The organism is Zoogloea sp. (genome assembly GCF_023150065.1).
GTDB lineage: Bacteria > Pseudomonadota > Gammaproteobacteria > Burkholderiales > Rhodocyclaceae > Zoogloea.
In genome coordinates this window covers 121,190-145,035 of record NZ_JAKLLN010000013.1, presented here as the reverse complement: position 1 = coordinate 145,035, position 23,846 = coordinate 121,190, and the positions used below count along the sequence as shown (strand labels likewise).

At 66.0% G+C, this 23,846-nt stretch carries 24 protein-coding genes and 3 tRNA genes; 9 read left to right on the top strand and 18 right to left on the bottom strand.

Annotation, left to right across the window (positions count from 1 at the left end; translation table 11 throughout):
- The 5 genes from rpsJ to L6Q67_RS15345 all read right to left on the bottom strand — a co-directional run.
- Positions 1 to 239: 30S ribosomal protein S10 (gene rpsJ, locus L6Q67_RS15365; protein ID WP_296571094.1), on the bottom strand; the 239-nt coding region annotated here is incomplete at its 3' end.
- 55 nt (positions 240 to 294) lie between these two features.
- The gene (gene tuf / locus L6Q67_RS15360) at positions 295 to 1,485 is read right to left on the bottom strand and encodes an elongation factor Tu (protein ID WP_296571092.1); all 1,191 of its coding nucleotides are present in this window, start codon (positions 1,483 to 1,485) and stop codon (positions 295 to 297) included.
- Between the two features lie 64 nt (positions 1,486 to 1,549).
- Positions 1,550 to 1,624: transfer RNA gene (locus tag L6Q67_RS15355), tRNA-Thr, on the bottom strand.
- 16 nt (positions 1,625 to 1,640) lie between these two features.
- A tRNA-Gly gene (locus L6Q67_RS15350) sits at positions 1,641 to 1,714 on the bottom strand.
- 70 nt (positions 1,715 to 1,784) lie between these two features.
- A tRNA-Tyr gene (locus tag L6Q67_RS15345) sits at positions 1,785 to 1,869 on the bottom strand.
- Between the two features lie 123 nt (positions 1,870 to 1,992).
- On the opposite strand from L6Q67_RS15345, the gene L6Q67_RS15340 reads away from it, so the two are divergent.
- Positions 1,993 to 2,805 carry an HDOD domain-containing protein gene (locus L6Q67_RS15340; protein ID WP_296571089.1) on the top strand — a complete coding sequence of 271 codons (813 nt, stop codon included), beginning with the start codon at positions 1,993 to 1,995 and terminating at the stop codon, positions 2,803 to 2,805.
- Here L6Q67_RS15340 and L6Q67_RS15335 read toward each other — a convergent pair whose 3' ends face one another.
- The 4 genes from L6Q67_RS15335 to nikR all read right to left on the bottom strand — a co-directional run bounded on the left by L6Q67_RS15335 (position 2,806) and on the right by nikR (position 5,872).
- Positions 2,806 to 3,426: a LysE family transporter gene (locus L6Q67_RS15335; RefSeq protein ID WP_296571085.1), complete on the bottom strand. Its 621-nt coding sequence runs from the start codon at positions 3,424 to 3,426 to the stop codon at positions 2,806 to 2,808.
- A 36-nt stretch (positions 3,427 to 3,462) separates the two neighbouring features.
- On the bottom strand, positions 3,463 to 4,173 hold the full coding sequence (locus tag L6Q67_RS15330) for an energy transducer TonB (protein WP_296571084.1): 711 nt from the start codon (positions 4,171 to 4,173) through the stop codon (positions 3,463 to 3,465).
- A gap of 289 nt (positions 4,174 to 4,462) precedes the next feature.
- The gene (locus L6Q67_RS15325) at positions 4,463 to 5,287 is read right to left on the bottom strand and encodes a nickel transporter (RefSeq protein WP_296571080.1); all 825 of its coding nucleotides are present in this window, start codon (positions 5,285 to 5,287) and stop codon (positions 4,463 to 4,465) included.
- Between the two features lie 90 nt (positions 5,288 to 5,377).
- Positions 5,378 to 5,872, bottom strand: a complete 495-nt coding sequence (gene nikR, locus L6Q67_RS15320; protein WP_296571078.1) for a nickel-responsive transcriptional regulator NikR — start codon at positions 5,870 to 5,872, stop codon at positions 5,378 to 5,380.
- Between the two features lie 129 nt (positions 5,873 to 6,001).
- Between nikR and L6Q67_RS15315 the strand changes: the two genes are divergently transcribed.
- Positions 6,002 to 6,433 (top strand): thioesterase family protein, encoded by a 432-nt coding sequence (locus L6Q67_RS15315; RefSeq protein WP_296571076.1) that lies wholly within the window; start codon positions 6,002 to 6,004, stop codon positions 6,431 to 6,433.
- Between the two features lie 22 nt (positions 6,434 to 6,455).
- On the opposite strand, the gene L6Q67_RS15310 is transcribed toward L6Q67_RS15315, so the two are convergent.
- A complete protein-coding gene (locus L6Q67_RS15310; protein WP_296571073.1) occupies positions 6,456 to 7,487 on the bottom strand; it encodes a hypothetical protein in 1,032 nt (343 codons plus the stop codon).
- 202 nt (positions 7,488 to 7,689) lie between these two features.
- Between L6Q67_RS15310 and L6Q67_RS15305 the strand changes: the two genes are divergently transcribed.
- Positions 7,690 to 8,526 carry an SH3 domain-containing protein gene (locus tag L6Q67_RS15305; RefSeq protein WP_296571071.1) on the top strand — a complete coding sequence of 279 codons (837 nt, stop codon included), beginning with the start codon at positions 7,690 to 7,692 and terminating at the stop codon, positions 8,524 to 8,526.
- Positions 8,527 to 8,558: 32 nt separating this feature from the next.
- On the opposite strand, the gene hypE is transcribed toward L6Q67_RS15305, so the two are convergent.
- The 7 genes from hypE to hypA all read right to left on the bottom strand — a co-directional run bounded on the left by hypE (position 8,559) and on the right by hypA (position 16,834).
- Positions 8,559 to 9,605: a hydrogenase expression/formation protein HypE gene (gene hypE / locus L6Q67_RS15300; RefSeq protein ID WP_296571069.1), complete on the bottom strand. Its 1,047-nt coding sequence runs from the start codon at positions 9,603 to 9,605 to the stop codon at positions 8,559 to 8,561.
- Between the two features lie 28 nt (positions 9,606 to 9,633).
- Positions 9,634 to 11,664 (bottom strand): methyl-accepting chemotaxis protein, encoded by a 2,031-nt coding sequence (locus L6Q67_RS15295; protein WP_296571066.1) that lies wholly within the window; start codon positions 11,662 to 11,664, stop codon positions 9,634 to 9,636.
- A 160-nt stretch (positions 11,665 to 11,824) separates the two neighbouring features.
- Positions 11,825 to 12,964, bottom strand: a complete 1,140-nt coding sequence (gene hypD / locus L6Q67_RS15290; protein ID WP_296571063.1) for a hydrogenase formation protein HypD — start codon at positions 12,962 to 12,964, stop codon at positions 11,825 to 11,827.
- Complete coding sequence (locus L6Q67_RS15285) at positions 12,961 to 13,203, bottom strand: HypC/HybG/HupF family hydrogenase formation chaperone (RefSeq protein ID WP_296571059.1); 243 nt, start codon at positions 13,201 to 13,203, stop codon at positions 12,961 to 12,963. Before L6Q67_RS15285 ends, hypD begins: the two co-directional genes overlap by 4 nt.
- A gap of 18 nt (positions 13,204 to 13,221) precedes the next feature.
- Positions 13,222 to 15,600 carry a carbamoyltransferase HypF gene (gene hypF / locus L6Q67_RS15280; RefSeq protein WP_296571058.1) on the bottom strand — a complete coding sequence of 793 codons (2,379 nt, stop codon included), beginning with the start codon at positions 15,598 to 15,600 and terminating at the stop codon, positions 13,222 to 13,224.
- Positions 15,601 to 15,604: 4 nt separating this feature from the next.
- Complete coding sequence (gene hypB / locus L6Q67_RS15275) at positions 15,605 to 16,480, bottom strand: hydrogenase nickel incorporation protein HypB (RefSeq protein ID WP_296571056.1); 876 nt, start codon at positions 16,478 to 16,480, stop codon at positions 15,605 to 15,607.
- Positions 16,481 to 16,492: 12 nt separating this feature from the next.
- Positions 16,493 to 16,834: a hydrogenase maturation nickel metallochaperone HypA gene (hypA, locus tag L6Q67_RS15270; RefSeq protein WP_296571054.1), complete on the bottom strand. Its 342-nt coding sequence runs from the start codon at positions 16,832 to 16,834 to the stop codon at positions 16,493 to 16,495.
- A gap of 285 nt (positions 16,835 to 17,119) precedes the next feature.
- Between hypA and L6Q67_RS15265 the strand changes: the two genes are divergently transcribed.
- Positions 17,120 to 18,202 (top strand): hypothetical protein, encoded by a 1,083-nt coding sequence (locus L6Q67_RS15265; RefSeq protein WP_296571051.1) that lies wholly within the window; start codon positions 17,120 to 17,122, stop codon positions 18,200 to 18,202.
- A 13-nt stretch (positions 18,203 to 18,215) separates the two neighbouring features.
- A complete protein-coding gene (locus L6Q67_RS15260; protein ID WP_296571041.1) occupies positions 18,216 to 18,701 on the top strand; it encodes a GNAT family N-acetyltransferase in 486 nt (161 codons plus the stop codon).
- Between the two features lie 82 nt (positions 18,702 to 18,783).
- On the opposite strand, the gene ilvD is transcribed toward L6Q67_RS15260, so the two are convergent.
- Positions 18,784 to 20,625, bottom strand: a complete 1,842-nt coding sequence (ilvD, locus tag L6Q67_RS15255) for a dihydroxy-acid dehydratase (protein ID WP_296571039.1) — start codon at positions 20,623 to 20,625, stop codon at positions 18,784 to 18,786.
- Between the two features lie 301 nt (positions 20,626 to 20,926).
- Between ilvD and L6Q67_RS15250 the strand changes: the two genes are divergently transcribed.
- The 4 genes from L6Q67_RS15250 to L6Q67_RS15235 are packed head-to-tail and all read left to right on the top strand — an operon-like array spanning position 20,927 to position 23,837.
- Complete coding sequence (locus L6Q67_RS15250; RefSeq protein ID WP_296571037.1) at positions 20,927 to 21,064, top strand: hypothetical protein; 138 nt, start codon at positions 20,927 to 20,929, stop codon at positions 21,062 to 21,064.
- Positions 21,065 to 21,087: 23 nt separating this feature from the next.
- Complete coding sequence (locus L6Q67_RS15245; protein ID WP_296571032.1) at positions 21,088 to 21,855, top strand: ABC transporter ATP-binding protein; 768 nt, start codon at positions 21,088 to 21,090, stop codon at positions 21,853 to 21,855.
- Between the two features lie 13 nt (positions 21,856 to 21,868).
- Positions 21,869 to 22,591 (top strand): ABC transporter ATP-binding protein, encoded by a 723-nt coding sequence (locus L6Q67_RS15240; protein ID WP_296571028.1) that lies wholly within the window; start codon positions 21,869 to 21,871, stop codon positions 22,589 to 22,591.
- 31 nt (positions 22,592 to 22,622) lie between these two features.
- Positions 22,623 to 23,837 (top strand): ABC transporter substrate-binding protein, encoded by a 1,215-nt coding sequence (locus L6Q67_RS15235; RefSeq protein ID WP_296571025.1) that lies wholly within the window; start codon positions 22,623 to 22,625, stop codon positions 23,835 to 23,837.
- The last annotated feature ends 9 nt before the right edge of the window (positions 23,838 to 23,846 follow it).

Here is a 23,846-nt window from a genome sequence, read left to right as displayed (position 1 = left end):
GTCGGATCAACGATGTCCATCAGACGCAGATGCGTGCGAATCTCGAACTGGTCGCGGGAAGTCTTGTTGACGTGCGGGGACCGCAGCAGATCGAAACGCTCGATACGGGTCGGCAGCGGCACAGGACCGCGGACAACTGCACCAGTGCGCTTCGCGGTATCCACGATCTCAAGAGCAGACTGATCGATCAGCTTGTAATCAAAGGCCTTGAGACGGATACGGATTTTCTGGTTTTGCATTTTTTCTTCCAAAGAGCAGACAGTGCGGCACACCATGCGCCGCACCCACTAAAATTTACTCGATAACCTTGGCAACGACGCCGGCGCCGACGGTACGACCGCCTTCACGGATGGCGAAGCGCAGACCTTCTTCCATGGCGATCGGAGCAATCAGCTTCACGGTCATGGAGATGTTGTCACCCGGCATCACCATCTCGGTGCCTTCCGGCAGGGAGATGGAGCCCGTCACGTCCGTGGTACGGAAGTAGAACTGGGGACGGTAGTTGTTGAAGAACGGGGTGTGACGGCCGCCTTCTTCCTTCGACAGCACGTACACTTCACCAGTGAAGTGGGTGTGCGGCTTGATGGAGCCCGGCTTGCACAGCACTTGGCCGCGCTCGACGTCTTCACGCTTGGTGCCACGCAGCAGCACGCCAACGTTGTCACCAGCCTGACCCTGGTCCAGCAGCTTGCGGAACATTTCGACGCCGGTACAGGTGGTCTTGACGGTGGCCTTGATGCCGACGATCTCGATTTCTTCGCCAACCTTCACGATGCCGCGTTCGACACGGCCGGTCACCACGGTGCCACGGCCGGAGATCGAGAACACGTCTTCGATCGGCAGCAGGAAGGGCAGGTCAATGGCGCGCTCAGGGGTCGGGATGTAGGAATCCAGCGCATCAGCCAGGCGGAAGATGGAGGGCTCGCCGATATCGGACTGATCGCCTTCCAGCGCCTTCAGGGCGGAACCCTTGATGATGGGCACGTCGTCGCCCGGGAAGTCGTACTTGGAGAGGAGCTCGCGCACTTCCATTTCGACCAGCTCGAGCAGCTCTTCGTCGTCAACCATGTCGCACTTGTTCAGATAGACGATGATGAACGGAACGCCAACCTGACGGGCCAGCAGGATGTGCTCGCGGGTCTGGGGCATCGGGCCGTCAGCGGCCGAGCACACCAGGATCGCGCCGTCCATCTGCGCAGCACCGGTAATCATGTTCTTCACGTAGTCGGCGTGACCCGGGCAGTCCACGTGGGCGTAGTGACGACCTTCGGTTTCGTACTCGACGTGAGCGGTGTTGATGGTGATGCCGCGAGCCTTCTCTTCCGGCGCCGCATCGATCTGGTCGTAGGCCTTGGCCTCGCCGCCGAACTTGCGCGACAGAACGGTCGTGATCGCAGCCGTCAGCGTGGTCTTGCCATGGTCAACGTGACCAATCGTGCCAACGTTTACGTGCGGCTTTTTCCGCTCGAATTTTTCCTTAGCCATATCATCAACCCCGCAAAAAAATCAGGAAATCGGAAACCAATTAAGACCGAAGCACCCGGAAGGATGGTGCTCATGGGCAGGATTGAACTGCCGACCTCTCCCTTACCAAGGGAGTGCTCTGCCACTGAGCTACATGAGCTTCCACACACTCAACCTGGAGCGGGTGAAGGGAATCGAACCCTCGTCATAAGCTTGGAAGGCTTCTGCTCTACCATTGAGCTACACCCGCTTTACAACGCACGACTCACAATCACCACTTCATGCCTAAACACAAACATGGAGCAACAGCATAAAACCGTTGGTGGAGGGGGAAGGATTCGAACCTTCGAAGGCAGTGCCGTCAGATTTACAGTCTGATCCCTTTGACCGCTCGGGAACCCCTCCAAGCGAGAAGCGCGCATTATAGGCACCCACCCAACCACTGTCAAACGCTATTTCCAAATTTTTTCCTGGCTTGTGCTGTAATGGCGCTGAAGCCGAGGCGCCGGCGCACAAAGGCAAGGAAACATGAGCAAGGACGTACTCATCGAAGCGGTACTGGCCAGTGGTGTCGTACTGCCGGCCCCGGGGCCGGGCTTCCTGCGCCTTCAGTCGGCGGCGGCTGACGAGAACGCCGGCCCCCGGGAACTGGCTGCGGCCGTCAGTCAGAATCCCGCCATCACCGGCGCCCTGCTGCGGGTTGCGAACTCTCCGGTTTTCCGCCCTCGCAGCACTCCCCGCTCGGCGCTGGAGGCCATCACGATGCTTGGCCGGACCCGCACCATGGCAACGGCGGCGAGCACGGCGCTGCGCAGCCAGTGCGCAGGACTGGACCCCGCGGTGGTCGAGTCCTTGTGGTCAGCCAGCGCCAGGGCTGCCGAACTGACTTATGCAGCCAGCCGCCAGACATCGTTCAAGGGCGTTGCGGATGTGGCCTATCTCGCTGCGCTGATGCAGGATGCCGGGCTTGCGGTGATTCTCAAGCGCAGCCCGGAGCACGGCCACGTGCTTCGTGCCCAGGGCCCAGCACTGGAGGCTGGCGCCCGCGCCCTGGACGCGCTCAGCGGGACGGATCACGCGGCGGCGAGCTATCTGGTCGCCCGCAACTGGAAGCTGCCCGTCGATGTCTGCGAGGCCATCCGCGCCCACCACGACCCTCGCGGCGCCGGTCGCCTCGACGACATCCCCAGACGGATTGCCATGCTGCTCGCCGTCGGCCGCCGGCTGCGGGATGGTGTATCTCCCGACTGGATCGACTGGGCTGAAATGGTCGAGGAGGAGATGGCGCTGGATGAAGCCACCCTGAGTGCGCTCGCCGCGGATTCCGGCAGCGCCAGCTGATCAGTGCCGCGAACTTCCCGCCAGGAGGAGGCCGGCACTGACGAACAGCCCGCCGAAAATGCGGTTCTGGAGCAACGCCGCTCTGGGGCTGCTGCTCAGACCGCGAAAGCGGCTGGCCAGAAGGGCATAGCAGGACATCACCAGCGTATCGACACTGCACATGGTTGCGGCAATGACCAGGAACTGAGGCAGTTGCGGCCTTGACGGGTCGATGAACTGGGGCACGAGCGCCGCAATGAAGACGATGGCCTTCGGATTTCCAAGATTGACCAGGATGCCCTGACGATAGAAGCCCTCCGGCACATCGGACCCGAGGGCGGCGGCGGCGCCCTCTTCCACCCGGGCCCGCCATTTCCGGATGCCGAGCCACACCAGATAGCCCGCACCGGCGAGCTTCACCACCAGGAAGGCGGTTTCCGAGGCAGCCAGCAAGGCCCCCAGGCCAGTTGCCACCAAGGCCAGTTGCAGCAGCAACGCTGTCTGCAACCCGGCAATGCCCGCCAGCGCATGCCAGTAGCCATGGCGCAGCCCCACGCTCATGCTCAGCACCGCGCCAGGGCCGGGAGAAATGGCAACCACCAGGGCTGCGGCCAGGAAACCCAGCCAGAGATGCAGGGACATGAATGCTCCGCGTAAAGTCAGATTGGGCGTCGCCGGTTAGCCGGCAGGGTCGCCTTCGAGATTGAAACGGACGGGCACCACGACTGCGCCCTCGACCGACTCGCCACCACGCCGGGCCGGGGAGAATCGCCAGTGCCAGACGGCCGTCAGGGCAGCATCATCAAGGGATTCGTGCCCTGAGCTTTCACGGATCTTCACCGCAATGGGAATACCTTCCGCGGAAACCCGGACATCGAGGCGCACCACCCCTTCCAGCCCCCGCCGTCGCGCCATTATCGGATAGGCCGGTTTGGGGTTGTGCAGATAGCTGGCGCCGAAACCGGGGGGCGAATAGGCCGCCGCCCCTGCATTGGCCGACGGCGCCGCTGACGCTCCTGCACTCGCAGAAACCGCGGCCGGCGCCGCCACCGCCGTAGTCGCAACCACAGGCACCGGCGCGGCAGAAGTCGGGGCAGACACGGCTGGAGCCGTTGCATCCGGGCGCGAGCTAGTCAGCAACTGCGGCACCGGGGCGGCATGGGGCTGCGCCTGGGGAGGCCGGGCGCTGGCCTGCCGCGGTGGCGCCGCCGGCGCCGGGGACTTGACCGGCTGTGGGCGAGGCGGTTCGGGTGCTTGCGCGGGGGGCGGATCCGGCGCCAAACGGGCCTCCAGGACACGCGGCGCCTCGACGTGCTGCCCGTGAAACCCGCCACCGAAGCCCAGCACCAGCCCGTGGGCCACGATGGACACCACCACTGCGTAGATCAAGCCCCTGTCCGTCATCAGGCGCCCAGACCCGAGACTCGCCCCTGCGTGCGGGTCTCTGACAATTGGAAATGGGCCTCGACAGCCGACGGACTCTGGGATTTCAATGCGGACTCTTGGGGGATGGGGACGCTTCCGGGTGAGTCGGACAGATCTGGATTACGGACCGACAGCGCGAATTTTCCGCCCCGGAGGGCAAACAGCCTTAAGCGTGGTCAAGGATGCGAATCGTACAGAATTGTCCGCACTCGGTGGACACGAACCGCCCATCCGCGGCATCCGGTGCCATGCTTCAGCCCGACACATCCACGGCCGGCTGAGGGGCACGGGCGAGCCGCTGACCGAGCAGGAAGCTGAAAAAGATCACCGCCATCACGCCCCCGCCAAAGAGCAGCGCCTTGCCCTCCCCCCAGGCATCCAGGGCCGGAGCCAGCATCCGCGCCAGGCTCCAAGCCGCCACCAGCAGGCTGATGCCCGCCACCGCCAGGGCCATTACCCGGGAGGCGATCCGCGCCGTGGCATCGGCCCGCGCAATCAACCGGGCAATCCATAGCCCGTTGGCTCCGTCCGCCAGCAACATGCCGGCCATGAAGACCAGCCCCAGCCCCGCCGCCGGCAGCCAGCCGCCCGCCTGAACGCCCGCCATCGCAAACAATGCCGCCTGGCTGACGGTATCAAAGGAAAACGCAAACAAGGCCCCCACCAGCGCCACCCCACCAGGGTGATTGACCCGCCCACAGCGGGCCACCCAGCGCCCCTTGAGCCCCACCGGATGCACCATTTCGAGCGGCCCGGCGGCATACACCGCACGCAGATTGAGCATGCCGAGAAGAATCAGAAAGGTGATGGAGATCCACGCCCCGGAGCTCTCCAGCCATTCGGGTGCCGCCCACCCCCGGGACAGCAGGCTCGCTCCAACGGCGATGGCCACCACCACCGCACCATGCCCGAGAGAGAACAGACTGCCGCAGAAGCGCGCCAGACGCGGCCGGACCAGCGCGTTGTAACGCGTCAAACCATCAATCGTGGCGAGGTGGTCCGCATCGAAACCATGCTTCAGCCCCAGCACAAACACCAGCAGGACAAGGGCGAGACCATCGGAAGGGAGATCGTGCATGACCGGCACCCGCACAAAGTTATGAACTTAATAGTTTAGTTCATACGACAATCGTGCCACACCGGCAGCCTCCTGTCAGAGGGGCCTGTTTCAGCTCCGGGGACGGTAATGCCCGTGGGGGTGAGTGTGCCCCTCCCCGGCGCCAACCACTCCGCCGGGGGCGTGAACATGGGGCAGGCTGCGGTAATCCGCCGTCACCAGGTTGAGCGCACCATGCCGTACCCCAGGCTTGGCGATCAGCGCCTCGGCAAATGCACGGATGGCTGCGGTCGGCCCCCTGAGGATCACACTCTCCATGCAGTTGTCGTGATCCAGATGAGCGTGCAGGGTGGCCACACACAGGTCATGGTGCTCGTGCTGGGCGTGCGTCACACGCTCGGCCAGTTCCCGCTCATGGTGGTTGTAGACGTAGGACAGATTGGCGATGCAGTGCGGCGCATCCTCCCGCGCCAGGCGGCTGGCTTCGATCTGGGCACGCAGGATGTCGCGTACAGCCTCGGAGCGGTTCGAGTAACCCCGGGTGGCGATCAGGGCATCAAACTCCCGGGCCAGTTCTTCATCAAGGGAAATGGTGAATCGCTCCACGGCGGCTCCACGGTCAGGACGTTCGGGCCATTCTGCCCGCCGGGCGCGCCAGGTGCAATTGACCGCCGCCGGATGGCGGCGGGCTGCGATAATCCCTCCACTCCCCAAACCACCCCTTCCAGAAACACCATGGCCCGCGTATTGATCGACCTGCCCCAACACTTCGTCTTTGCCACCGAGATCCCGATCTACATCAGCCACATCAACTACGGCCACCACCTGGACAACGCAGCTCTGGTCGGCCTGGTGTCGGAAGCCCGGGTACGCTTCCTCAAGCACCTGGGCTACACCGAACTGAATGTGGAGGGTGTCGGCATCGTCGTTGCCGACGCGGCACTGCAGTACAAGTCCGAAGCCTTCCACGGCGAAACCCTGGTGTTCGAGATGGCACCGGCGGAGTTCAACAAATACGGTTGCGACCTGGTGTGGCGCGCCAGCGACAAGGCCAGTGGCCGTGAAGTGGCGCGGGGCAAGACTGGCATCATCTTCTTCAATTACGAGGCCCGGCGCCCGGCAAGTGTGCCGGCCGGCTTCCGGGACAAGACCCTGCCCCCGGCCTGAACGCCACCCGCCCGGAGGCGGCTCAGACCTTCAGATCGACCTGCTGCAAGGTCCCCACACTACCGTCCTCACGGGCGTAGACGCCGGAGCTGCGCACCGCGCCGAGATCCTCGCCCCCCTCCTTGAGCGTGAAGGGCGTGGCCACCCGTCCGAGGTAGAGCGCGCCGATCCGGGCTTCACCCAGACTCATCACCTCACCGCCGCCCTGGGCGTCCGGGGTCCACACCCCGAGGCGTGAGAACACCGGATCCGCCTCGTCGATCCAGCCGTTGGCATCGCTGTCATGCCGGGCCAGATCGGCAAAGCCGTCACCGCTGGCCGGCCCGAACAATTGCCGGCCCGACGTCACCCCTGCCCCTTCCCGTGCATCAAGCACCAGAAAGCCACTGCCCCGCTGCAGCAAGGGCATCGCCACCTCATTGCCGTCGCCCATCAGATCGAAACTGAAACGCTGGCTGCTCAGGCTGGCTGCGCTCCCCGAGAAGTTGACCACCAGCGGATCCTTGCTCACCGCATTACCGGCCCGCAGACTCAGCTGACGGGTTTCCGTCTCGCTGCGCGACATGGACAGCGAGACACTGAAGCCGATCTCGCGACCATCGGTGGTACGGATCGTCCCTTCGGCGGCAAACCGGGTTTCCTCGCTGTGGGTACGGGTCTCGGTGCGATCGTACTCGACGCCGAATTCCGGCTCCTGCGCGGTGGCGGCCTCGGCCGACCGGGCGGCTTCCGCCGCCAACTGATCGGGATTCATCTCGGATGCGGACATCAACTGGATACGCCGCCCGGTAAGCATCTCGACGATGGAACGCAAAAGCTCAAGCTGCGGATCCACCTCCACTTCATCCGTCGAAGCCGGAGCAACCGGGGCTGCCTTGTCCAGATCAAGGGCCTGCCGGGCCGCATCGGACACCACGACAGCCCGGCTGGGTGGAAGCGCCTCCGATGATCCGGGGCGCGGCCCGATCCACGCCCTCAGGCGCTCCTCCACGTCGACCGTGCTGCTGGCCCTATGGGTGGCGGCAAGGTCCATGCTGGCGGCTGCGATTTTCATGGTGGACTCCTAGTGGATCAGGGACTTGCCCCCTTCAACGGCGAACAGGAAGGCAACTTGACCGGCACAGGGGGCGCTGACAGGCTTGCCCGCAGGACGAAATCTGCGCTTACAGTCCTATGTCGGTCCTGCATCCAGTCCGGCGCGTTGATCCCCCATACGCCACCCTAGTCAGGACCACGTCCCTCCCGGACAACCCACCATGCCACTCCCCACCCTGCTCCGCATCCTGGCCATAGCCGCGGCTCTGCTGCCTGCAGTGGCCGACGCCCGCCCGGCCTACATCACCGAGCCCATCCGCCTGCACGCCGGGCCAGGGCCGGACTACCCGCAGATCGCGGTACTGCCGCCCGGCATGGAGATCGACGTGGTGGGCTGCCTGCAGGGCTACCAGTGGTGCGATCTGGTGACCCCGGACGGCTTTCGGGGCTGGGCCTGGAGCGGCGCGCTCAGCTTCTCCTGGGCTGGCGAGCCCCTGCCGATCATCCAGTACGGTCCGTCCTTCGGCATCCCCTTGATCAGCTTCATCATTGGAGACTACTGGGGCCATCACTACCGGGATCGCCCCTGGTACGGCGAGCGCCACAACTGGCGCCACGCCCCTCCTCCGCCGGCCCTGTACCGCCCGCCGCCGCCTCGCTTCGCCCCCCATCCGGTGCCTGCACCCGGCTGGCAACCCGGCTGGAACCCGGGCCGGGACCACGAACGCGAACATCACTGGCAGGACGACAGGCGTCGCGACGGCCCGCGGGACGACTACCGCCATGCTCCACCTCGCCAGGAGCGGGAGCGCGCCCCCAGGCAGGAGCCGCCACCCAATTCGTCCCCCATTGCTCCGCCCCGGGCAGCCCCCCAACCGACCCCGGGAGGCTGGGGTCAGCAGAATGCGCCACGACAGGAAGCTCCGCGCATGGAAGCCCCCCGCCCTCCCGGCGAACCCAACTCGCGCTTCCGCCCCCCGCCGGGCATGGATAACCAGCGGGGCCATGGTGGCGACGGCGGACGGGGCCAGGAAAACCGTTTCGGCGGACGGCAGTAAGTGCCACCGATCCGTGCCGGAACCGGTGGGGGTCAGCAGATCCGCGGGAGTTGCTCGCCAGCCAGCCAGTCCACCATCCGGCGCCCGCCCAGCACGGTCTTCATCTGCACGAAACGATGCGCATCGGCGATCACCTCGCCGATACAGGCCGCCTGCAGGCCCAGGGGATGGGTGCGCAGGGCGGCCACCAGGCCCGCGGCCTCCGTGGCCGGGCACACCGCCACCAGTTTGCCCTCATTGGCGAGATGAAGCGGATCAAGCCCAAGGAATTCGCAGGCAGCCGCCACCTGGGGCGCAACGGGAATCGCTGCCTCGTCCAGGACCATGCCCACACCGGACTGCTGGGCAATCTCGTTGAGGGTCGCCGCCAGCCCGCCCCGGGTGGGGTCACGCAACAACCGCAGGCCCGGGGCCGCCTCCAGGGCCAGCGCCGCCAGGCCGTGCAGGGCTGCGCTGTCGGAAACGATGTCGGACTCGAGGGCCAGGCTCTCCCGCAGGGCCATGATCGCCATGCCGTGATCCCCCAGCGTACCCGACACGATGACGGCATCCCCCGGGCAGGCATTCGCACCGGAGAGATCCCGCCCCGCGGCAACCGCCCCCAGCCCCGTGGTGGTGATGAAGACCCCATCGCCCTTGCCTCGCTCCACCACCTTGGTGTCTCCCGTCACTACCGGCACGCCGGCTCCACGGGCTGCGGCGGCCATGCTGGCGACGATGCGCTGCAGATCGGCAAGGGGAAAGCCCTCTTCGAGGATGAAGCTCGCCGCCAGGTAAAGGGGGCGGGCCCCCATCACGGCCAGATCGTTGAGCGTGCCGTGTACCGACAGGCTGCCGATGTCTCCTCCCGGAAAAAACAGTGGAGACACCACGTGGGCATCGGTCGCCAGGACCAGGCGCTCGCCGGGAGCTGGCGCGGGCAGCACGGCCCCATCGTCGCCCCGGCGCAACCAGGGGTTGTCGAAGGCGCAGCCAAAGAGCTCGGCGATGAGCTGGGCCATCGCCCGACCACCGCCCCCGTGGGAGAGATCCACGCAGCCGTGGCGCAGGTCGAGGGGGCGGAGATAGGGCTTCTTCATCGCCGGAGCATACTGCGCCCCACGCCCATCAGGCGAGAACCCGTTGGTTGCCGGTGAGGTTCTTGAGGGTGTCTGCCACCGACTTGGTGTGGTCGGCCGTGCCCGCGGTCTTGCCGCTGAAGGCCTCGATGTCGGACAACAGCCCGGACAGGTTGGACACATCCCCGGCCTGACGCTCGATCTCTCCTGCCACCCGCCCGATCTCGCTGGCCAGGGTCGAGATGTCGGCACCGATCTCGCCCGCACTCATGCGCGACTTCTCGGCCAGCTTGCGAACCTCGTCGGCCACCACGGCAAAGCCGCGGCCTGCCTCGCCGGCCCGGGCAGCCTCGATGGCGGCGTTGAGGGCCAGCAGGTTGGTCTGGTCGGCGATCTGCTGGATCACCTCCACCACCCCCTGGATGCGTCCGCTCGCATCGGCCAGCTTGCGGGCGCTGTCAGCCGCATCGGCAGCCTGCCGGGTCAGCTCGGCAACGGTATCGCTGGCCGCATGCACCACGTTTCCCTGCTCCTGGATATGTCCGGTGAGGTTGCCCACGGAGGCATACAGATCGCCGGCGCAGGATTCCAGCTGCCGGGCGGTGTCGTCACGGATGTCGTGGGACTCCCGAAGGGTCTGGCCCAGGCTGTTCAGGCCATGCACCACCAGGGCGATGTTGTCGTCGAAGCTGGAGGGATCAAGCTGACTGTCGAAGGCCTGGGACTGGTAGTCGGTGATCTGCTTGACGATGACCCGTGACAGGCCGGCCAGTTTGGCGCTCTGGCGGCGCAGGAAGAAGGCCTTGAACTCACCGTAGTGGGCAACGAAATTGTCCACGTAGTCGTCGCGGAAGGGCGTGCCCTCCGGCACCCGGAAGAAGAACACCGCCGTCAGGGTCTGGTTGAGATTGAGGCCGAGGATTTCGCCAAAGGTCGAGAAGCCCGCCAGCTGCTTGCAGGGCAGGGCCGAGCCGACCTTCGACAGTTCCTTGTCATTGTAAAGGCGACGCAGGATGCAGTCATTCAGGATGCCGGCCACCGGCACCCCGGGTTTGCCCGCCATGAAGGCACGGAAGTCCTGCTCCGTGCTCTGCACCAGGCCGGTACGGCGCACCAGCAACAGCTCCTCGCCAGGCGAAATGTCGCAGTAGAAGTTAACCCGCCCTGCCGACAGATCGACGTTCACAACAGAGCGGACGAAGATCTCCTTGCCCACCTGGATCGCGAACGAATAGTCAGCCAGCTTGCCCTCAAGATCTCTCGGGGCACAGCGAAAATGCGCGCACAAGGCCTCGACGAAGGGCACGATGCGCCCTTCCGCATCGATCACCTGGCTGACGTGACGCTGCTCCAACGATGCGCCGATGACCGGAAAGTGCGGGCCGTCGGGCACGAAGTTCTGGCTCTTCAGGACGCCGAAGCGCACCCCCTTGGGCATCTTCAGGAAAGCGATCAACGCGTGGTTCTCAAGGCGGCGGCTGCCGTCGTGAATCCACGTGTTCTTGAAATCGAACTTGCCGCCGGCCGACCCACCCACGAACAGGCAGGGGAAGCGCCCCGAGTCATAAAGGGCCTCCATGAAGAAGGACTCGGAGGCGGACAGGCCATCGAAGAGCACATAGGCCAGCGTGTCCCGGTAGTCGATGTCCATGTCCACCCGGGCGGCCTGGATGCTGCGGGCAATCCGGGCAACCCGCTCCCGGACCGGAAGCTCGCTGTGCCGGCGGCGCAGATCCTCGCTGCCCAAGGGCACCGCAATGACCTGGGCGCGGGCCACCAGGCTTGCGTCGAAGCACTGGATCACCACCCGGTCCCAGCTGTCGCCGGTGCGGCAATACAGACTCTCGTTGTCGCCACACAGCTCACCGGCCGTGGAGCAGAGCATCACCGGCACGCCCGGAAAGCGCGCCGTGACAGCTCGGGCGATCGGGTCGATGTCCACATGGGGCGAAACGTAGCCGCTGATGAAAGTGGGCGACAGAGAGGTGGCGGCGAGGGTTGCCGCCACGTCGGACGCCCGACACTGCAGCACGACGACACCCGGTGCAGGGGTGCCGCGCAGGCTTTTGAAGAGGTTCACTCCGTTGTCTCCTTGCGGGCCTCGAAGCGGGCCCATGGGCGCTTATCGGCAGCAGAAAGCAGAGGTTGCCCCCCTCTACGGGATTTCCATAACCCCACCCAAAACCTCACCCGAACGGGACTGTCCCCTTTTGATACAAGCACTTGCGCGGAGCGCTCCATCACTCAGCAACAATCGGGCGGTCGCGGAAGCGCCCGTAGGTGTAGTGCGCCGCACAGGCCCCCTCGGACGACACCATGCACGAGCCCATCGGGCTCTCCGGCGTGCAGGCGGTGCCGAACAGCTTGCACTCCCGGGGCGTCCTGAAACCCCGCAGGATGGCGCCGCATTCGCAGGCCGGGTTGTCTGGCACCGCCCGGTAAGGCAAGCCAAAGCGCTGCTCCGCATCCAGTGAGGCATAAGCATCGGCCAGCCGGAGGGCGGAGGCCGGCAGCACTCCCAGGCCCCGCCATTCAAAGGACTCCCGCACCGCCAGCACCTCGGCCACCAGGGCCTGAGCCTTGAGATTGCCGCTTGCGGTGACTGCGCGGGTGAACTGGTTCTCCACCTCGGCCCGCCCCTCATTTACCTGACGCACCAGCATGAGGATGGCCTGCATCACATCCAGAGGCTCGAAGCCGGCAATCACCACCGGCTTGCGAAAGGCCGCAGCGAAGCCGGCGTAGGGGCGGCTGCCGATGACAGTGCTGACGTGGGCCGGGCCGACGAATCCGTCCAGCGGCACGGCCTCCGGCGCGCTCACCGAAGGTGAAGCCAGGATCGCGCTGATCGCCGCCGGAGTGAGCACGTGGCAGCACAGCACACTGAAGTTCTGCAGGCCCAGACGGGCCGCCTCGCGGATCACCACCGCCGTGGGGGGCGTGGTCGTTTCAAAGCCAATGGCAAAGAACACCACCTGGCGGGCCGGCTCCCGGCATGCCAGGGCCAACGCATCGGTGGCGGAATACACCATCCGGATGTCCGCCCCTTCAGCCCGGGCCCGCAGCATGGAGCGTCCACCCGAGGCCGGGACACGCAGGGTGTCGGCGTAGGTGCACACCGTCGCCCCATGATCCAGGGCGAGGCTGATGGCCTGATCGATACGGCCGATGGGTAGCACGCATACGGGGCAGCCGGGGCCATGCACCATGCGGACGCCGGCCGGCAGCAGATCGGCCACCCCGTAGCGCGAGATGGCGTGGGTGTGGCCGCCGCAGAACTCCATGAACGCATAGCGCCGACCGGGCTGCAGTTCGCGGGCGATGGCCGCCCCCAGCCCCCGCGCCAGTCTGCCGTCGCGGAACTCATCCACGTACTTCACGGCGGGCCTTGCTCGTCACCACCGGCAACGCCGGCTTCATGCATCAACGCCAGCGTCTGGGCCGCCTCCTCCGGGTCGAGCCTGGCCAGGGCAAAGCCCACATGCACGATCACGTAATCACCACAGCAGACAGCGTCCACGAGGGCGAGGGAAACCGCCTTGCGCACACCACCCAGATCCACCAGAGCCTGGCCATCGGACAGGAGTTCGACCACGCGCGCAGGGATGGCAAGACACATGGTTTCCGCCTCCGTTGTTCAGATCACACCCTGACGCAGGCTGGCCCGGGCCACCCAGGCCTGACCCAGGGCGAGCCCCCCGTCACCGGGTGGAACATGCTGGGCTTCGAAGACCGCCAGCCCCCGGACCTGCAGGCGATGACGCAGCCCCGCCGACAGCAGGCGGTTGTGCAGGCAGCCCCCCGCCAGCACCACGCTGCGGATACCGGTGGCGTGGGCCGCGTCGCTCACCCACTGGGTCAGCGCTTCGATCAGGGTGGCATGGAAATGGGCGGCACCCCGCGCCCCGTCATCCTCATCGACGAGTTTCATGAGCAGGGGGTAGAGATTGAGCACGGACAGGCCCGTGTCGGCCCGAGTGTCGATGTGATAACCACCCGGCAGGGCCAGGCTGGCGCCGAAGCGGCAGGCCAGGGTCTCCAGCAGCATCCCCGCCTGCCCCTCGTAAGTCATGTCCTCGCACACCCCCAGCAGGCCGGCGGCAGCATCGAACCAGCGCCCGAGGCTGGTGGTGGGCGGGCAGCGGGTGCCCCGCAGCAGCATGCCGAGCACCTGCTCCACATTCGGCCGGGCGGCAAACCGCGTGATGGCCTCGTCGCCACGGCCCAGGGCGTGGAGCACGCCACAGGCCATGCGCCAGGGCTCGCGGGCGGCCCGGTCACCACCCGGCAAGGGCAAGGGGCTCAGGTGCCCCAGGCGCCGGAAGGCCGCCCCCTCCACGTACAACAGCTCGCCGCCCCAGGGCATGCCGTCGGTGCCGAGCCCTACCCCATCGGCGGCCAGGCCGAGGACGGGCTCGTCGAGGCCATGCTCGGCACACACGGCCGCTATGTGCGCATGATGGTGCTGAACCGGAATGGCCGGAATCGCCAGCCGGTCCGCCAGGGCAAGGGCGGCGCGGGTGGAGTAGTAGTCCGGGTGGGCGTCGTGGGCCAGCGCGGCCGGACGCACGGAGAGGATGGTCTGGAGATGCTCGGCAGCCTCGTCAAGGGCGAAGCACGCGGCGGGATTGTCGAGCCCGCCGATATGCTGGGACAGGAAAGCCTCCCGCCCGCGGGTCAGGCACAGGGTAGCCTTGAAATGGGCGCCGAAGGCCAGCACCGCCGGCCCGTCATCAGGCAAAGGCAGGGAGAGGGGGGTGAAGCCCCGCGCCCGACGCTGAAACTGGACGCCCCCGCCCGCCCCTTCCACCGCACCAGCGGGCAGGTCGGGGCGCAGGCGCAGCACCGAATCGTCACAGCGCACCACGATGTCCCGGTCGTGCATGAGCAGCACATCGGCAATCTCGCCCAGCCTTTCGAAGGCTTCGTCGTTGCCCTGTACCAGGGGCTCGCCGTAGGGGTTGGCACTGGTCATCACCAGCACCAAGGGCTGCGCCTCGTCCAGCCAGGCGGTGCCGGCGGGGCGGCCCGCGGCCTCGTGGAAGAGCAGGTAATGGAGCGGCGTATAGGGCAGCATCACACCGACCTCGTCGAGGCCGGGGGCCACGCCGGGCAACGTCGCATCCAGGGAGGGCTGCTTGCCGAGCAGGACGATCGGCCGCTCGGGGCTTGTCAGGCTGGCCGCCTCGGCGGCAGACACCCTCGCCCACTGCGCCGCACTCGCCACATTCGCGCACATCAGGGCCAGGGGCTTGTGGGGACGCTGCTTGCGCACGCGCAGGCGAACCACGCTCTGCGCCTGCGATGCGTCACAGGCCAGGTGAAAGCCCCCCAGGCCCTTGATCGCCACGATCTCGCCGAGCTTCAGCCGACGCACGGTCTCGGCGATGGGGTCACGCGCCAGGGCACGCACACCGTGGGGTTCAAACAGGCTCAGCTGCGGCCCGCAGGCCGGGCAGGCATTGGGCTCGGCATGGAAGCGCCGGTCCCCCGGGTGACGATACTCGGCCTCGCAGCCAGGGCATTGCTGAAACCCGGCCATGCTGGTGCGGGCACGGTCGTAGGGCAGCGTGCGGGTGATGGTGTAGCGCGGACCGCAATGGGTGCAGTTGATGAAGGGATAGCGCCAGCGCCGATCATCCGGGTCGAACAGCTCGCCCAGGCAGGATGGGCACACCGCCACGTCGGGGCCGATGGAGGTGGCCACCGCGCCTTCGACGCTGGGCAGGATCACAAAATCCTTGCGCGACAGATCGGGAGGGATGACCTCTGGCTCGATCGAGTCGACCCGGGCCAGGGGCGGCGCCTCGGTGGCCAGACACTGGGTAAAGGCATCGAGCACGGGCTCACTGCCCTGAATCTCGATCTCCACGCCACCACCATCATTGCGCACCCAGCCCACCAGGCCGAGGGTGGTGGCAAAGCGATACACGAAGGGCCGGAAGCCCACCCCCTGCACCACACCCCGGACACGCAGGCGACGGGCGACACGGCTTGGATCGACGAACATCAGCATGCGCTTACGACTCCCCGTCCAGAGTGAGGCCCACCGGCCGACGGGCAGCGGCCCGGGCCTCATCGAGCTGCGCATCCACCCAGCCGAGCCAGGCATCGAAGCCCGCACCCGTGGTGGCAGAAACAGAAATCACGGCCAGGGCGGGATTGACCCGCAAGGCAAAATCAATGGCTTTATCCACGTTGAAATCCACGTAGGGAAGGAGGTCGGTCTTGTTGATCAGCATCAGACTGGCAGCGGCAAACATGTCCGGATACTTGAGCGGTTTGTCGTCACCCTCGGTCACCGACAGCACCACGACCTTGGCCCGCTCGCCCAAATCAAAGGCTGCCGGGCACACCAGATTGCCCACATTCTCGATCAGCAACACACTGTCGGCAGGCGGCGCCAGCCGGCTCAGGGCCTGGCCGACCATCAGGGCATCCAGATGGCAGCCCTTGCCCGTATTGATCTGCACGGCCGGTGCGCCGGTGGCCCGGATGCGTTCGGCGTCAAAGCTGGTCTGCTGATCCCCCTCGACCACGCTCACCGGCACGCGGGTCTGGAGGGCCTCGATGGTACGGACCAGCAGCGTGGTCTTGCCCGCTCCGGGGCTGGAAACCAGGTTCAGGGCCAGGATGCCTCGCCCGGCGAGCCAGCGCCGGTTCTCGTCCGCCAGGGCATCGTTTCGGGCGAGGATGCGCTGTTCGATGCTGAGCATCCGCGTCTGACTCATCCCCGGCGCCTCAGCCCCCGCCGGGCCGCGGCCATAGTGAAGCGCGTCATGCCCGCGGGTCTCACGCCAGCCCCCGGGCCGCTCCTCGCCCACCGGGTCTCCACCGGGCGGGTCCTGCCCATCGATACGGGTTTCTCCGGCCCCGCAGCCGCACACATTGCACATGACACAACACCTTCACTCGATTTCCAGTTCCTTCACCCGCATCTCCGTGCCACCGGTCACCTGCACCCGATAGCCACCACAGCGGGGGCAGGGATCGTACAACTCGGCGATGTCCACGTGGGCATCGCACTGCGCACACCAGCCCCGCCCCGGAACCCGGTCGATCTGCAGCACCGCGCCTTCGGCCGGCCCCCCTTTCATCACCAGGTCGAAACAGAAACGCAGGCTGTCGGGTTCGACAGCAGCCAGCTGGCCAATCTCCAGCACCACCGTCCGGACCCGTCCGAAACCCTGGCGCCGGGCCGCGTCTTCAATGATCTGGCGGACACCCTCCGCCAGCGACATCTCGTGCATTCATCCTCCCCCCGCTTGCCGAACAGCGCTACCGATCGGCGGCCCCACGATACGCTTTTCCCCGGACGATTTGCGACGGACTGTCAGCCGCAGTCTCAGGGCCCGCAGCCGCCACGATGGCAGGGGCTGGATCGCCCCATGCCCGCGCCATGCGGAAAACATATGAAATGTGTCATCTCTCTGTCTTGAACCCTCTGAAAAGGCAGCGACAATATGACTTTTGTCGCATCATCGAAAACTTTCCGCTACACCTTTGAAAGCACACTCCTTTATGGTGCCGAGACCATGAAAGTACTCTTGACCGCCGTTTCGGCCTTCGCCCTGTTTGCGACACCGGCCATCGCACAAACGCCCCCCGGTGCCCCCGCGCAGGCGTCCTCCCAGGCCGACACCCCTGCGGGAGAGTCTGCCCTGCCAACCCCTCCCAAGATCACCCGCTGGGAGAACACCGGCATGACCCCGCTGGAAGCGCGGGACTGGCAGGCCTACAACCTCACACCCAACGAAGCCGTCAACTGGAAGCGCGCCGGCTTCACTCCCCTTGTCGCCCGGACGTGGTCGGACAAGGGCTTCGACCCCGACGAGGCGCGGGAGTGGCTCGACTCCGCCAAGACCAGCCGCAGCCTGATGTCCGAGCTGGACCAGTCCGACCCGAGCCAGTGGAAACGCGAGGGCTTCTCCCCCAGCGACCGGCTGGCCTGGTGGGAAGCCGGCTTCGTGTTCGACGACGCGGTCCTGCTCGCCCGGGCCGGCATGTCACCGGCCGATGCGGCCTGGAACGGCCACGAGAAGCTCAAGGAGCTCAAGGGTGCCGCCGGCGCCGAGCCTGCCAAGGCTGCCACCACCACCCCGCAGAACACCGCCCAGGCCTCCGCGGCCCCCAGCCTTGCGTCGGTCTGGAGCGTGGTCGGGCCCTATGTCACCTTCGGGCTGGCCATCTTCGTAGCCTTCATCTCGGGCGGCTTCGCCTTCTTCCTGCTCCGCCGCGGGCAGATCAACCGCCAGCTGACGAAGTCCGACGCAGATGCCACCGGCCCCGACAGCGAGATGCCCGCCCCTGTGGAATCGAAGCCCACCCGGCGCTTCGGGAGCGACCAGACCAAGCGTCGGCCGGCACGGCGCTTTGCCTTTGCCCGGACCTCCAATCCGTACTGCATCCACTGCAAGAGCGTGGATGTCCGCCCCTCGCGCATGCATCCCCACCGCTTTGCCGGCATCAACTTCACCGAGTACTTCCGCTGCCGCAAATGCGGCAGGCACTTTGCCATCGTGAGCTACACCCCGATCCTGGCTGCAGGTGGAACCGTCGTCCTGGTGCTGACCTTCATCACCGCCGGTTTCATCTACACCTTGTCCCAGATCCACTGAGGCGTAGCGCCCCATGCACGCTCCCCGCATCCAGCCGGTGGATTTCGACGACCCGGCCTGCACGGACGACTTTCTCGATCTGCTCGACCACTACATGCGCAGCCCCAGCGGCACCGGCAAGCCCATGCCCCCGGAGCTGCGCATGCGCCTGCCGGCCGAGCTGCGCCAGCGCCCCACGGTGTTGAGCTTTCTGGCCTACCAAAACGGCCGGGCCGCGGGGCTGATCAACTGCGTGGAAGGCTTCTCGACCTTCGCCGGCAAACCTCTGCTCAACATTCACGACATCATCGTGCATGAGGACTTCCGTCGCCGGGGCATCGCCCGGGCCCTGCTGGCCCACGCCGAGCAGGCCGCCCTGGCGCGTGGCTGCTGCAAGCTGACCCTGGAAGTCCTGGAGGGCAACAGCGGTGCCCGCAAGGCATACGCGGGCTTCGGCTTCGAGGCCTATCAGCTCGATCCGGCCATGGGGCAGGCCTTGTTCATGGAGAAGAAGCTCTAGGCGCAAGCCTGGCCCGCGGCACGACGTCAACGCAAAAGCCCGGCCTGAGCCGGGCTTTTGCTTTACCTGCCGGGGCTGCAGCTCAGCGCTGAACCTGGGTCACATCACGCACGGCACCGGTGTCGGCGCTGGTGGTGAGTGCGGCATAGGCCTGCAGGGCCGCCGACACATGACGCACCCGGTTGGCCGGCTTCCAGCCACGGGCATCCTGGGCCACACGACGACGGGCCAGCTCGGTGTCAGCGACAGCCAGATGGATGCGCCGATTCGGGATGTCGATCTCGATCACATCGCCCTCTTCCACCAGGCCGATGGCGCCACCACAGCCGGCCTCGGGCGAGGCATGACCGATGGACAGGCCAGAGGTGCCGCCGGAGAAGCGCCCGTCGGTAAGCAGGGCGCAGCTCTTGCCCAGACCCTTGGACTTCAGATAGCTGGTCGGGTAGAGCATTTCCTGCATGCCCGGGCCGCCCTTCGGGCCTTCGTAGCGGATCACCACCACGTCGCCCGCCACGATCTGGTCGGCCAGGATACCGGCCACGGCATCCTCCTGGCTCTCGAAGACACGGGCCCGGCCGGTGAACGTCCAGATCGACTCATCGACACCGGCGGTCTTCACGATGCAGCCCTTTTCGGCGATGTTGCCGTAAAGCACGGCAAGACCACCGTCCTGGCTGAAGGCATTGGCCTTGTCGCGGATCACGCCCTTGCTGCGGTCCAGATCGAGCTCGTTCCAGCGACGATCCTGGCTGAAGGCCACCTGGGTGGGCACACCGCCCGGCGCCGCCTTGTAGAAGTTGAACACGCCGCTGTCGTGGGCCTGCATCACGTCCCAGCTGGCCAGGGCCTCGGCCATGGTCTTGGTGTGAACGGTGGGCAGGTCGGTGTGCAGCAGGCCGGCGCGGTTGAGCTCACCGAGGATGGCCATGATGCCGCCGGCACGATGCACGTCTTCGATGTGCACGTCGGCCACCGCCGGTGCCACCTTGCACAGGCACGGCACCTGGCGCGAAATGCGATCGATGTCCTTCATGGTGAAATCGACGCTGGCTTCCTTGGCCGCGGCCAGCAGGTGGAGCACGGTGTTGGTGGAGCCGCCCATGGCCACATCCAGGCTGATGGCGTTCTCGAAGGCCTTGAAGCTGGCGATGGCGCGCGGCAGCACGGACTCATCGTCCTTCTCGTAATAGCGGCGGGCCATGTCCACGATGGTGCGGCCGGCGCGCAGGAAGAGCTGCTCGCGGTCGGCATGGGTAGCCAACACCGTACCGTTGCCCGGCAGGGACAGGCCCAGGGCCTCGGTCAGGCAGTTCATGGAGTTGGCGGTGAACATGCCGGAACAGGAACCGCAGGTCGGACAGGCGGAACGCTCGATGGCATCCACCTCTTCATCCGAACAGCTGCTGTCGGCGGCCTTGACCATGGCGTCCACCAGGTCGAGGGAGATCACCTTGGCCTCCCACTTGACCTTGCCGGCCTCCATCGGGCCGCCGGACACGAAGATCGCCGGAATGTTGAGGCGCAGGGCGGCCATCAACATGCCCGGGGTGATCTTGTCGCAGTTGGAGATGCAGACCATGGCGTCGGCCGTGTGGGCGTTGCACATGTACTCCACGCTGTCGGCGATCAGGTCGCGGCTGGGCAGGCTGTAGAGCATGCCGCCATGGCCCATGGCGATGCCGTCATCGACGGCGATGGTGTTGAACTCCTTGGCCACGCCACCGGCCTTTTCGATCTCCCGCGCGACCAGCTGCCCCAGATCCTTGAGGTGCACATGACCCGGCACGAACTGGGTAAAGCTGTTCACCACGGCAATGATCGGCTTTTCGAAATCGCCATCCTTCATGCCGGTGGCGCGCCACAGGGCGCGGGCGCCGGCCATGTTGCGACCGGCGGTGGAAGTGCGGGAACGATACTGGGGCATCTCGGGGGACTCCGTCTGCAAACATATGGATTTACTGCCAGCCTTCCATTCTAGCTCCTCAGACTGCTACTGCTGCGACTCGATGCACACCCGCTCGCCACAAGCGCTTTACGCCCGCGTCAGTTCGGGTATTCCCCCATTGGCCGCGGGGAGGGGAAAGCCCCTTAATGAAGGCACAAACACAGCAGGCATAAGGCTTTCAGCCCGGGACGCAGGCGCACCATTCGTTACATTTGAGCAACGGTGTAGACACGCTCCGGCCCTAGTCTTGATGCCATAAGAAAACAACGGAGACCTTGCCATGACTGCACTGACCATCCTGGCCGCAATCCTCACGTCAGGCCTCGCCATCGCCATGGCGCGCCACCTTGCAGCCCGCCAGCGGCAAGCTGCCCTGCAACGTCGGCCCGTCCGCAACTCCACTCCGGCGAAATACTGATTTCGCCCCACCCGGGAAGTCCCATGAGCGATTTCATTCTCGAAACCGCCGGTCTGACCAAGGAATTCAAGGGCTTTGCGGCTGTCTCCAACGTGGATCTCAAAGTCCGCCGCGGCCACATCCATGCCCTGATCGGCCCCAACGGCGCCGGCAAGACCACGGTCTTCAACCTGCTCACCAAGTTTCTGCCCCCCACCCGCGGGAGCATCACCTTTGACGGCCGCGACATCACCCGCGAAGCCCCGGCCGTCACCGCCCGCCGCGGCCTGGTGCGCTCATTCCAGATCTCGGCCACCTTCCCCCACCTCACGGTGATGGAAAACGTTCGCATCGGCCTGCAGAAGAAGCTCGGCACCGAGTTCCATTTCTGGCGCTCCGAAAAAAGCCTCGACGTGCTCAACGACCGGGCCATGGAGCTGCTCGAATCGGTAGACCTGGGCAGCTTTGCCGACACCGTCACCGCCGAGATGCCTTATGGCCGCAAGCGCGCTCTCGAGATCGCCACCACCCTGGCCCTCGAGCCCACCATGATGCTGCTGGACGAGCCCACCCAGGGCATGGGCCACGAGGACATCGGGCGGGTTGTGGCCTTGATCCGCAAGGTCTCGGCCAACCGGACCATCCTGATGGTCGAGCACAACCTGTCGGTGGTGGCCAACCTGTGCGACCGCATCACGGTGTTGCAGCGCGGCAGCGTGCTGGCCGAAGGCCCCTACGAGGAAGTGTCGAAGAACCCGCAGGTGCTGGAGGCCTATGTGGGCTCCAGCGACATGAACGACGCCCACCACTGACCGGAAGCGATCCATGACCAGCGCCTTCGACCCCAAGCCCGAGATGCTGCGGATCCACGATCTGCATGCCTTCTACGGCGAATCCCACATCCTGCACGGCATCGATCTCAACGTTGGACGCGGCGAGTGCGTGACCCTGCTCGGGCGCAACGGCTCCGGCCGCTCCACCACCCTCAAGTCCATCCTCGGCCTGGTGGGCCGGCGTACCGGCTCGATCATGGTGAATGGCAAGGACGTGATCGCCGAGCCCACCCACCGCATGGCCCGCTACGGCATCGGTTACGTGCCCGAGGAGCGCGCCATCTTCGCCTCCCTGTCCACCGAGGAGAACCTGATGCTGCCGCCCCAGGTGGCCAGCGGCGGCATGAGCGTGGACGAGATCTACGCCATGTTCCCCAACCTCCTGGAGCGCCGCAACAGTCCGGGCACCAAGCTCTCCGGCGGCGAGCAGCAGATGCTCGCCATGGCCCGGGTGCTGCGCACCGGCGCCAAGCTGCTGCTCCTGGACGAGATCACCGAGGGTCTCGCCCCGGTCATCGTCAAGAAGCTCGGCGAGGTCATCATCGAGCTCAAGAAGCGCGGCTTCACCATCGTGCTGGTGGAGCAGAACTTCCGCTTCGCCGCGCCCCTGGCCGACCGCCACTACGTACTTGAACACGGCGAGATCATCGCCACGATCACCCGGGAGGAGCTCCCCGGCAAGATGGATTGGCTGCACCAAACCCTCGGCGTCTGAGCCGGATCAATACAACAAGGAGGAGAGAGACATGACCATGAAAAAAGCGATTTCCATCGCCTGTACCGCCGCCCTGGCCACCCTGTCTGCGGGAGCCCAGGCGCAGGTCTCCGGGGGCGTGGTCAAGATCGGCGTGCTGACCGACCTGTCGGGCACCTATTCCGACCTGGCCGGCTCCGGCGCCGTACTGGCCACCAAGATGGCCGTCGAGGACTTCATCGCCAAGGAGAAGCCCGACTTCAAGATCGAAGTGGTCAGCGCCGACCACCAGAACAAGGCCGACATCGCCTCCAACAAGGCCCGCGAATGGTTCGAGCGCGAGGGCGTGGACACCGCCACCGAACTGGTCACCACCTCCGTGGCCCTGGCCGTAATGAAGATCGCCAAGGAAAAAGACCGCATCGCCCTGATGAGCGGCCCCGCCTCCACCCCCATCACCAACGAGCAATGCAACGACGTCACCGTCCACTACACCTACGACACCTACGCCCTGGCCAACGGCACAGCCAAGGCCGTGACCAAGCAGGGCGGCAAGAACTGGTTCTTCCTGACCGCCGACTACGCCTTCGGCCAGGCCCTCGAGAAGGACGCATCGGCCGTGGTCACCGCCAACGGCGGGAAGGTACTGGGCTCCGTGCGCCACCCCTTCCCGGGCTCCGACTTCTCGTCCTTCCTGCTCAAGGCCCAGGCCTCCGGTGCCCAGGTCATCGGCCTCGCCAACGCCGGCGCCGACACCACCAACGCCATCAAGCAGGCCGCCGAGTTCGGCATCACCCCCACCCAGTCCCTGGCCGGCCTGCTGATGTTCATCACCGACATCCACTCCCTCGGCCTCAAGACCACCCAGGGCATGTACCTGACCGAAGGCTTCTACTGGGATCTCAATGACGAGACCCGCGCCTGGTCGAAGCGCTTCTTCGGCGTACAGAAGAAGATGCCCACCATGGTCCAGGCCGGGCAGTACTCGTCGGTGTATCACTACCTCAAGGCCGTCAAGGCCGCCGGCAGCGACGACACCAAGAAGGTGATGGCCCAGATGAAGAAGATGCCCATCAACGACTTCTTCGCCAAGAACGGCCAGATCCGCGAAGACGGCCGGATGGTCCACGACATGTACCTCATGCAGGTGAAGAAGCCCGCCGAGTCCAAGTACCCGTGGGACTACTACAACGTCCGCCAGGTCATCCCGGCGGCCGAAGCCTTCCAGCCCCTGTCCCAGTCCCGCTGCCCGCTGGTCAAGAAGTAAGCCGCCGCA

Bases quoted from the DNA above. Each gene is read 5' to 3' on its own strand.
- L6Q67_RS15325 (WP_296571080.1), bottom strand. From the start codon at position 5,287: ATGCACGATCTCCCTTCCGATGGTCTCGCCCTTGTCCTGCTGGTGTTT.
- ilvD (WP_296571039.1), bottom strand. From the start codon at position 20,625: ATGCCCCAGTATCGTTCCCGCACTTCCACCGCCGGTCGCAACATGGCC.
- L6Q67_RS15260 (WP_296571041.1), top strand. From the start codon at position 18,216: ATGCACGCTCCCCGCATCCAGCCGGTGGATTTCGACGACCCGGCCTGC.
- L6Q67_RS15340 (WP_296571089.1), top strand. From the start codon at position 1,993: ATGAGCAAGGACGTACTCATCGAAGCGGTACTGGCCAGTGGTGTCGTA.
- L6Q67_RS15285 (WP_296571059.1), bottom strand. From the start codon at position 13,203: ATGTGTCTTGCCATCCCTGCGCGCGTGGTCGAACTCCTGTCCGATGGC.
- L6Q67_RS15335 (WP_296571085.1), bottom strand. From the start codon at position 3,426: ATGTCCCTGCATCTCTGGCTGGGTTTCCTGGCCGCAGCCCTGGTGGTT.
- L6Q67_RS15250 (WP_296571037.1), top strand. From the start codon at position 20,927: ATGACTGCACTGACCATCCTGGCCGCAATCCTCACGTCAGGCCTCGCC.
- hypF (WP_296571058.1), bottom strand. From the start codon at position 15,600: ATGCTGATGTTCGTCGATCCAAGCCGTGTCGCCCGTCGCCTGCGTGTC.
- L6Q67_RS15310 (WP_296571073.1), bottom strand. From the start codon at position 7,487: ATGAAAATCGCAGCCGCCAGCATGGACCTTGCCGCCACCCATAGGGCC.
- L6Q67_RS15305 (WP_296571071.1), top strand. From the start codon at position 7,690: ATGCCACTCCCCACCCTGCTCCGCATCCTGGCCATAGCCGCGGCTCTG.
- L6Q67_RS15240 (WP_296571028.1), top strand. From the start codon at position 21,869: ATGACCAGCGCCTTCGACCCCAAGCCCGAGATGCTGCGGATCCACGAT.
- L6Q67_RS15235 (WP_296571025.1), top strand. From the start codon at position 22,623: ATGACCATGAAAAAAGCGATTTCCATCGCCTGTACCGCCGCCCTGGCC.
- L6Q67_RS15245 (WP_296571032.1), top strand. From the start codon at position 21,088: ATGAGCGATTTCATTCTCGAAACCGCCGGTCTGACCAAGGAATTCAAG.
- L6Q67_RS15315 (WP_296571076.1), top strand. From the start codon at position 6,002: ATGGCCCGCGTATTGATCGACCTGCCCCAACACTTCGTCTTTGCCACC.
- hypA (WP_296571054.1), bottom strand. From the start codon at position 16,834: ATGCACGAGATGTCGCTGGCGGAGGGTGTCCGCCAGATCATTGAAGAC.
- L6Q67_RS15265 (WP_296571051.1), top strand. From the start codon at position 17,120: ATGAAAGTACTCTTGACCGCCGTTTCGGCCTTCGCCCTGTTTGCGACA.
- tuf (WP_296571092.1), bottom strand. From the start codon at position 1,485: ATGGCTAAGGAAAAATTCGAGCGGAAAAAGCCGCACGTAAACGTTGGC.
- hypE (WP_296571069.1), bottom strand. From the start codon at position 9,605: ATGAAGAAGCCCTATCTCCGCCCCCTCGACCTGCGCCACGGCTGCGTG.
- hypB (WP_296571056.1), bottom strand. From the start codon at position 16,480: ATGTGCAATGTGTGCGGCTGCGGGGCCGGAGAAACCCGTATCGATGGG.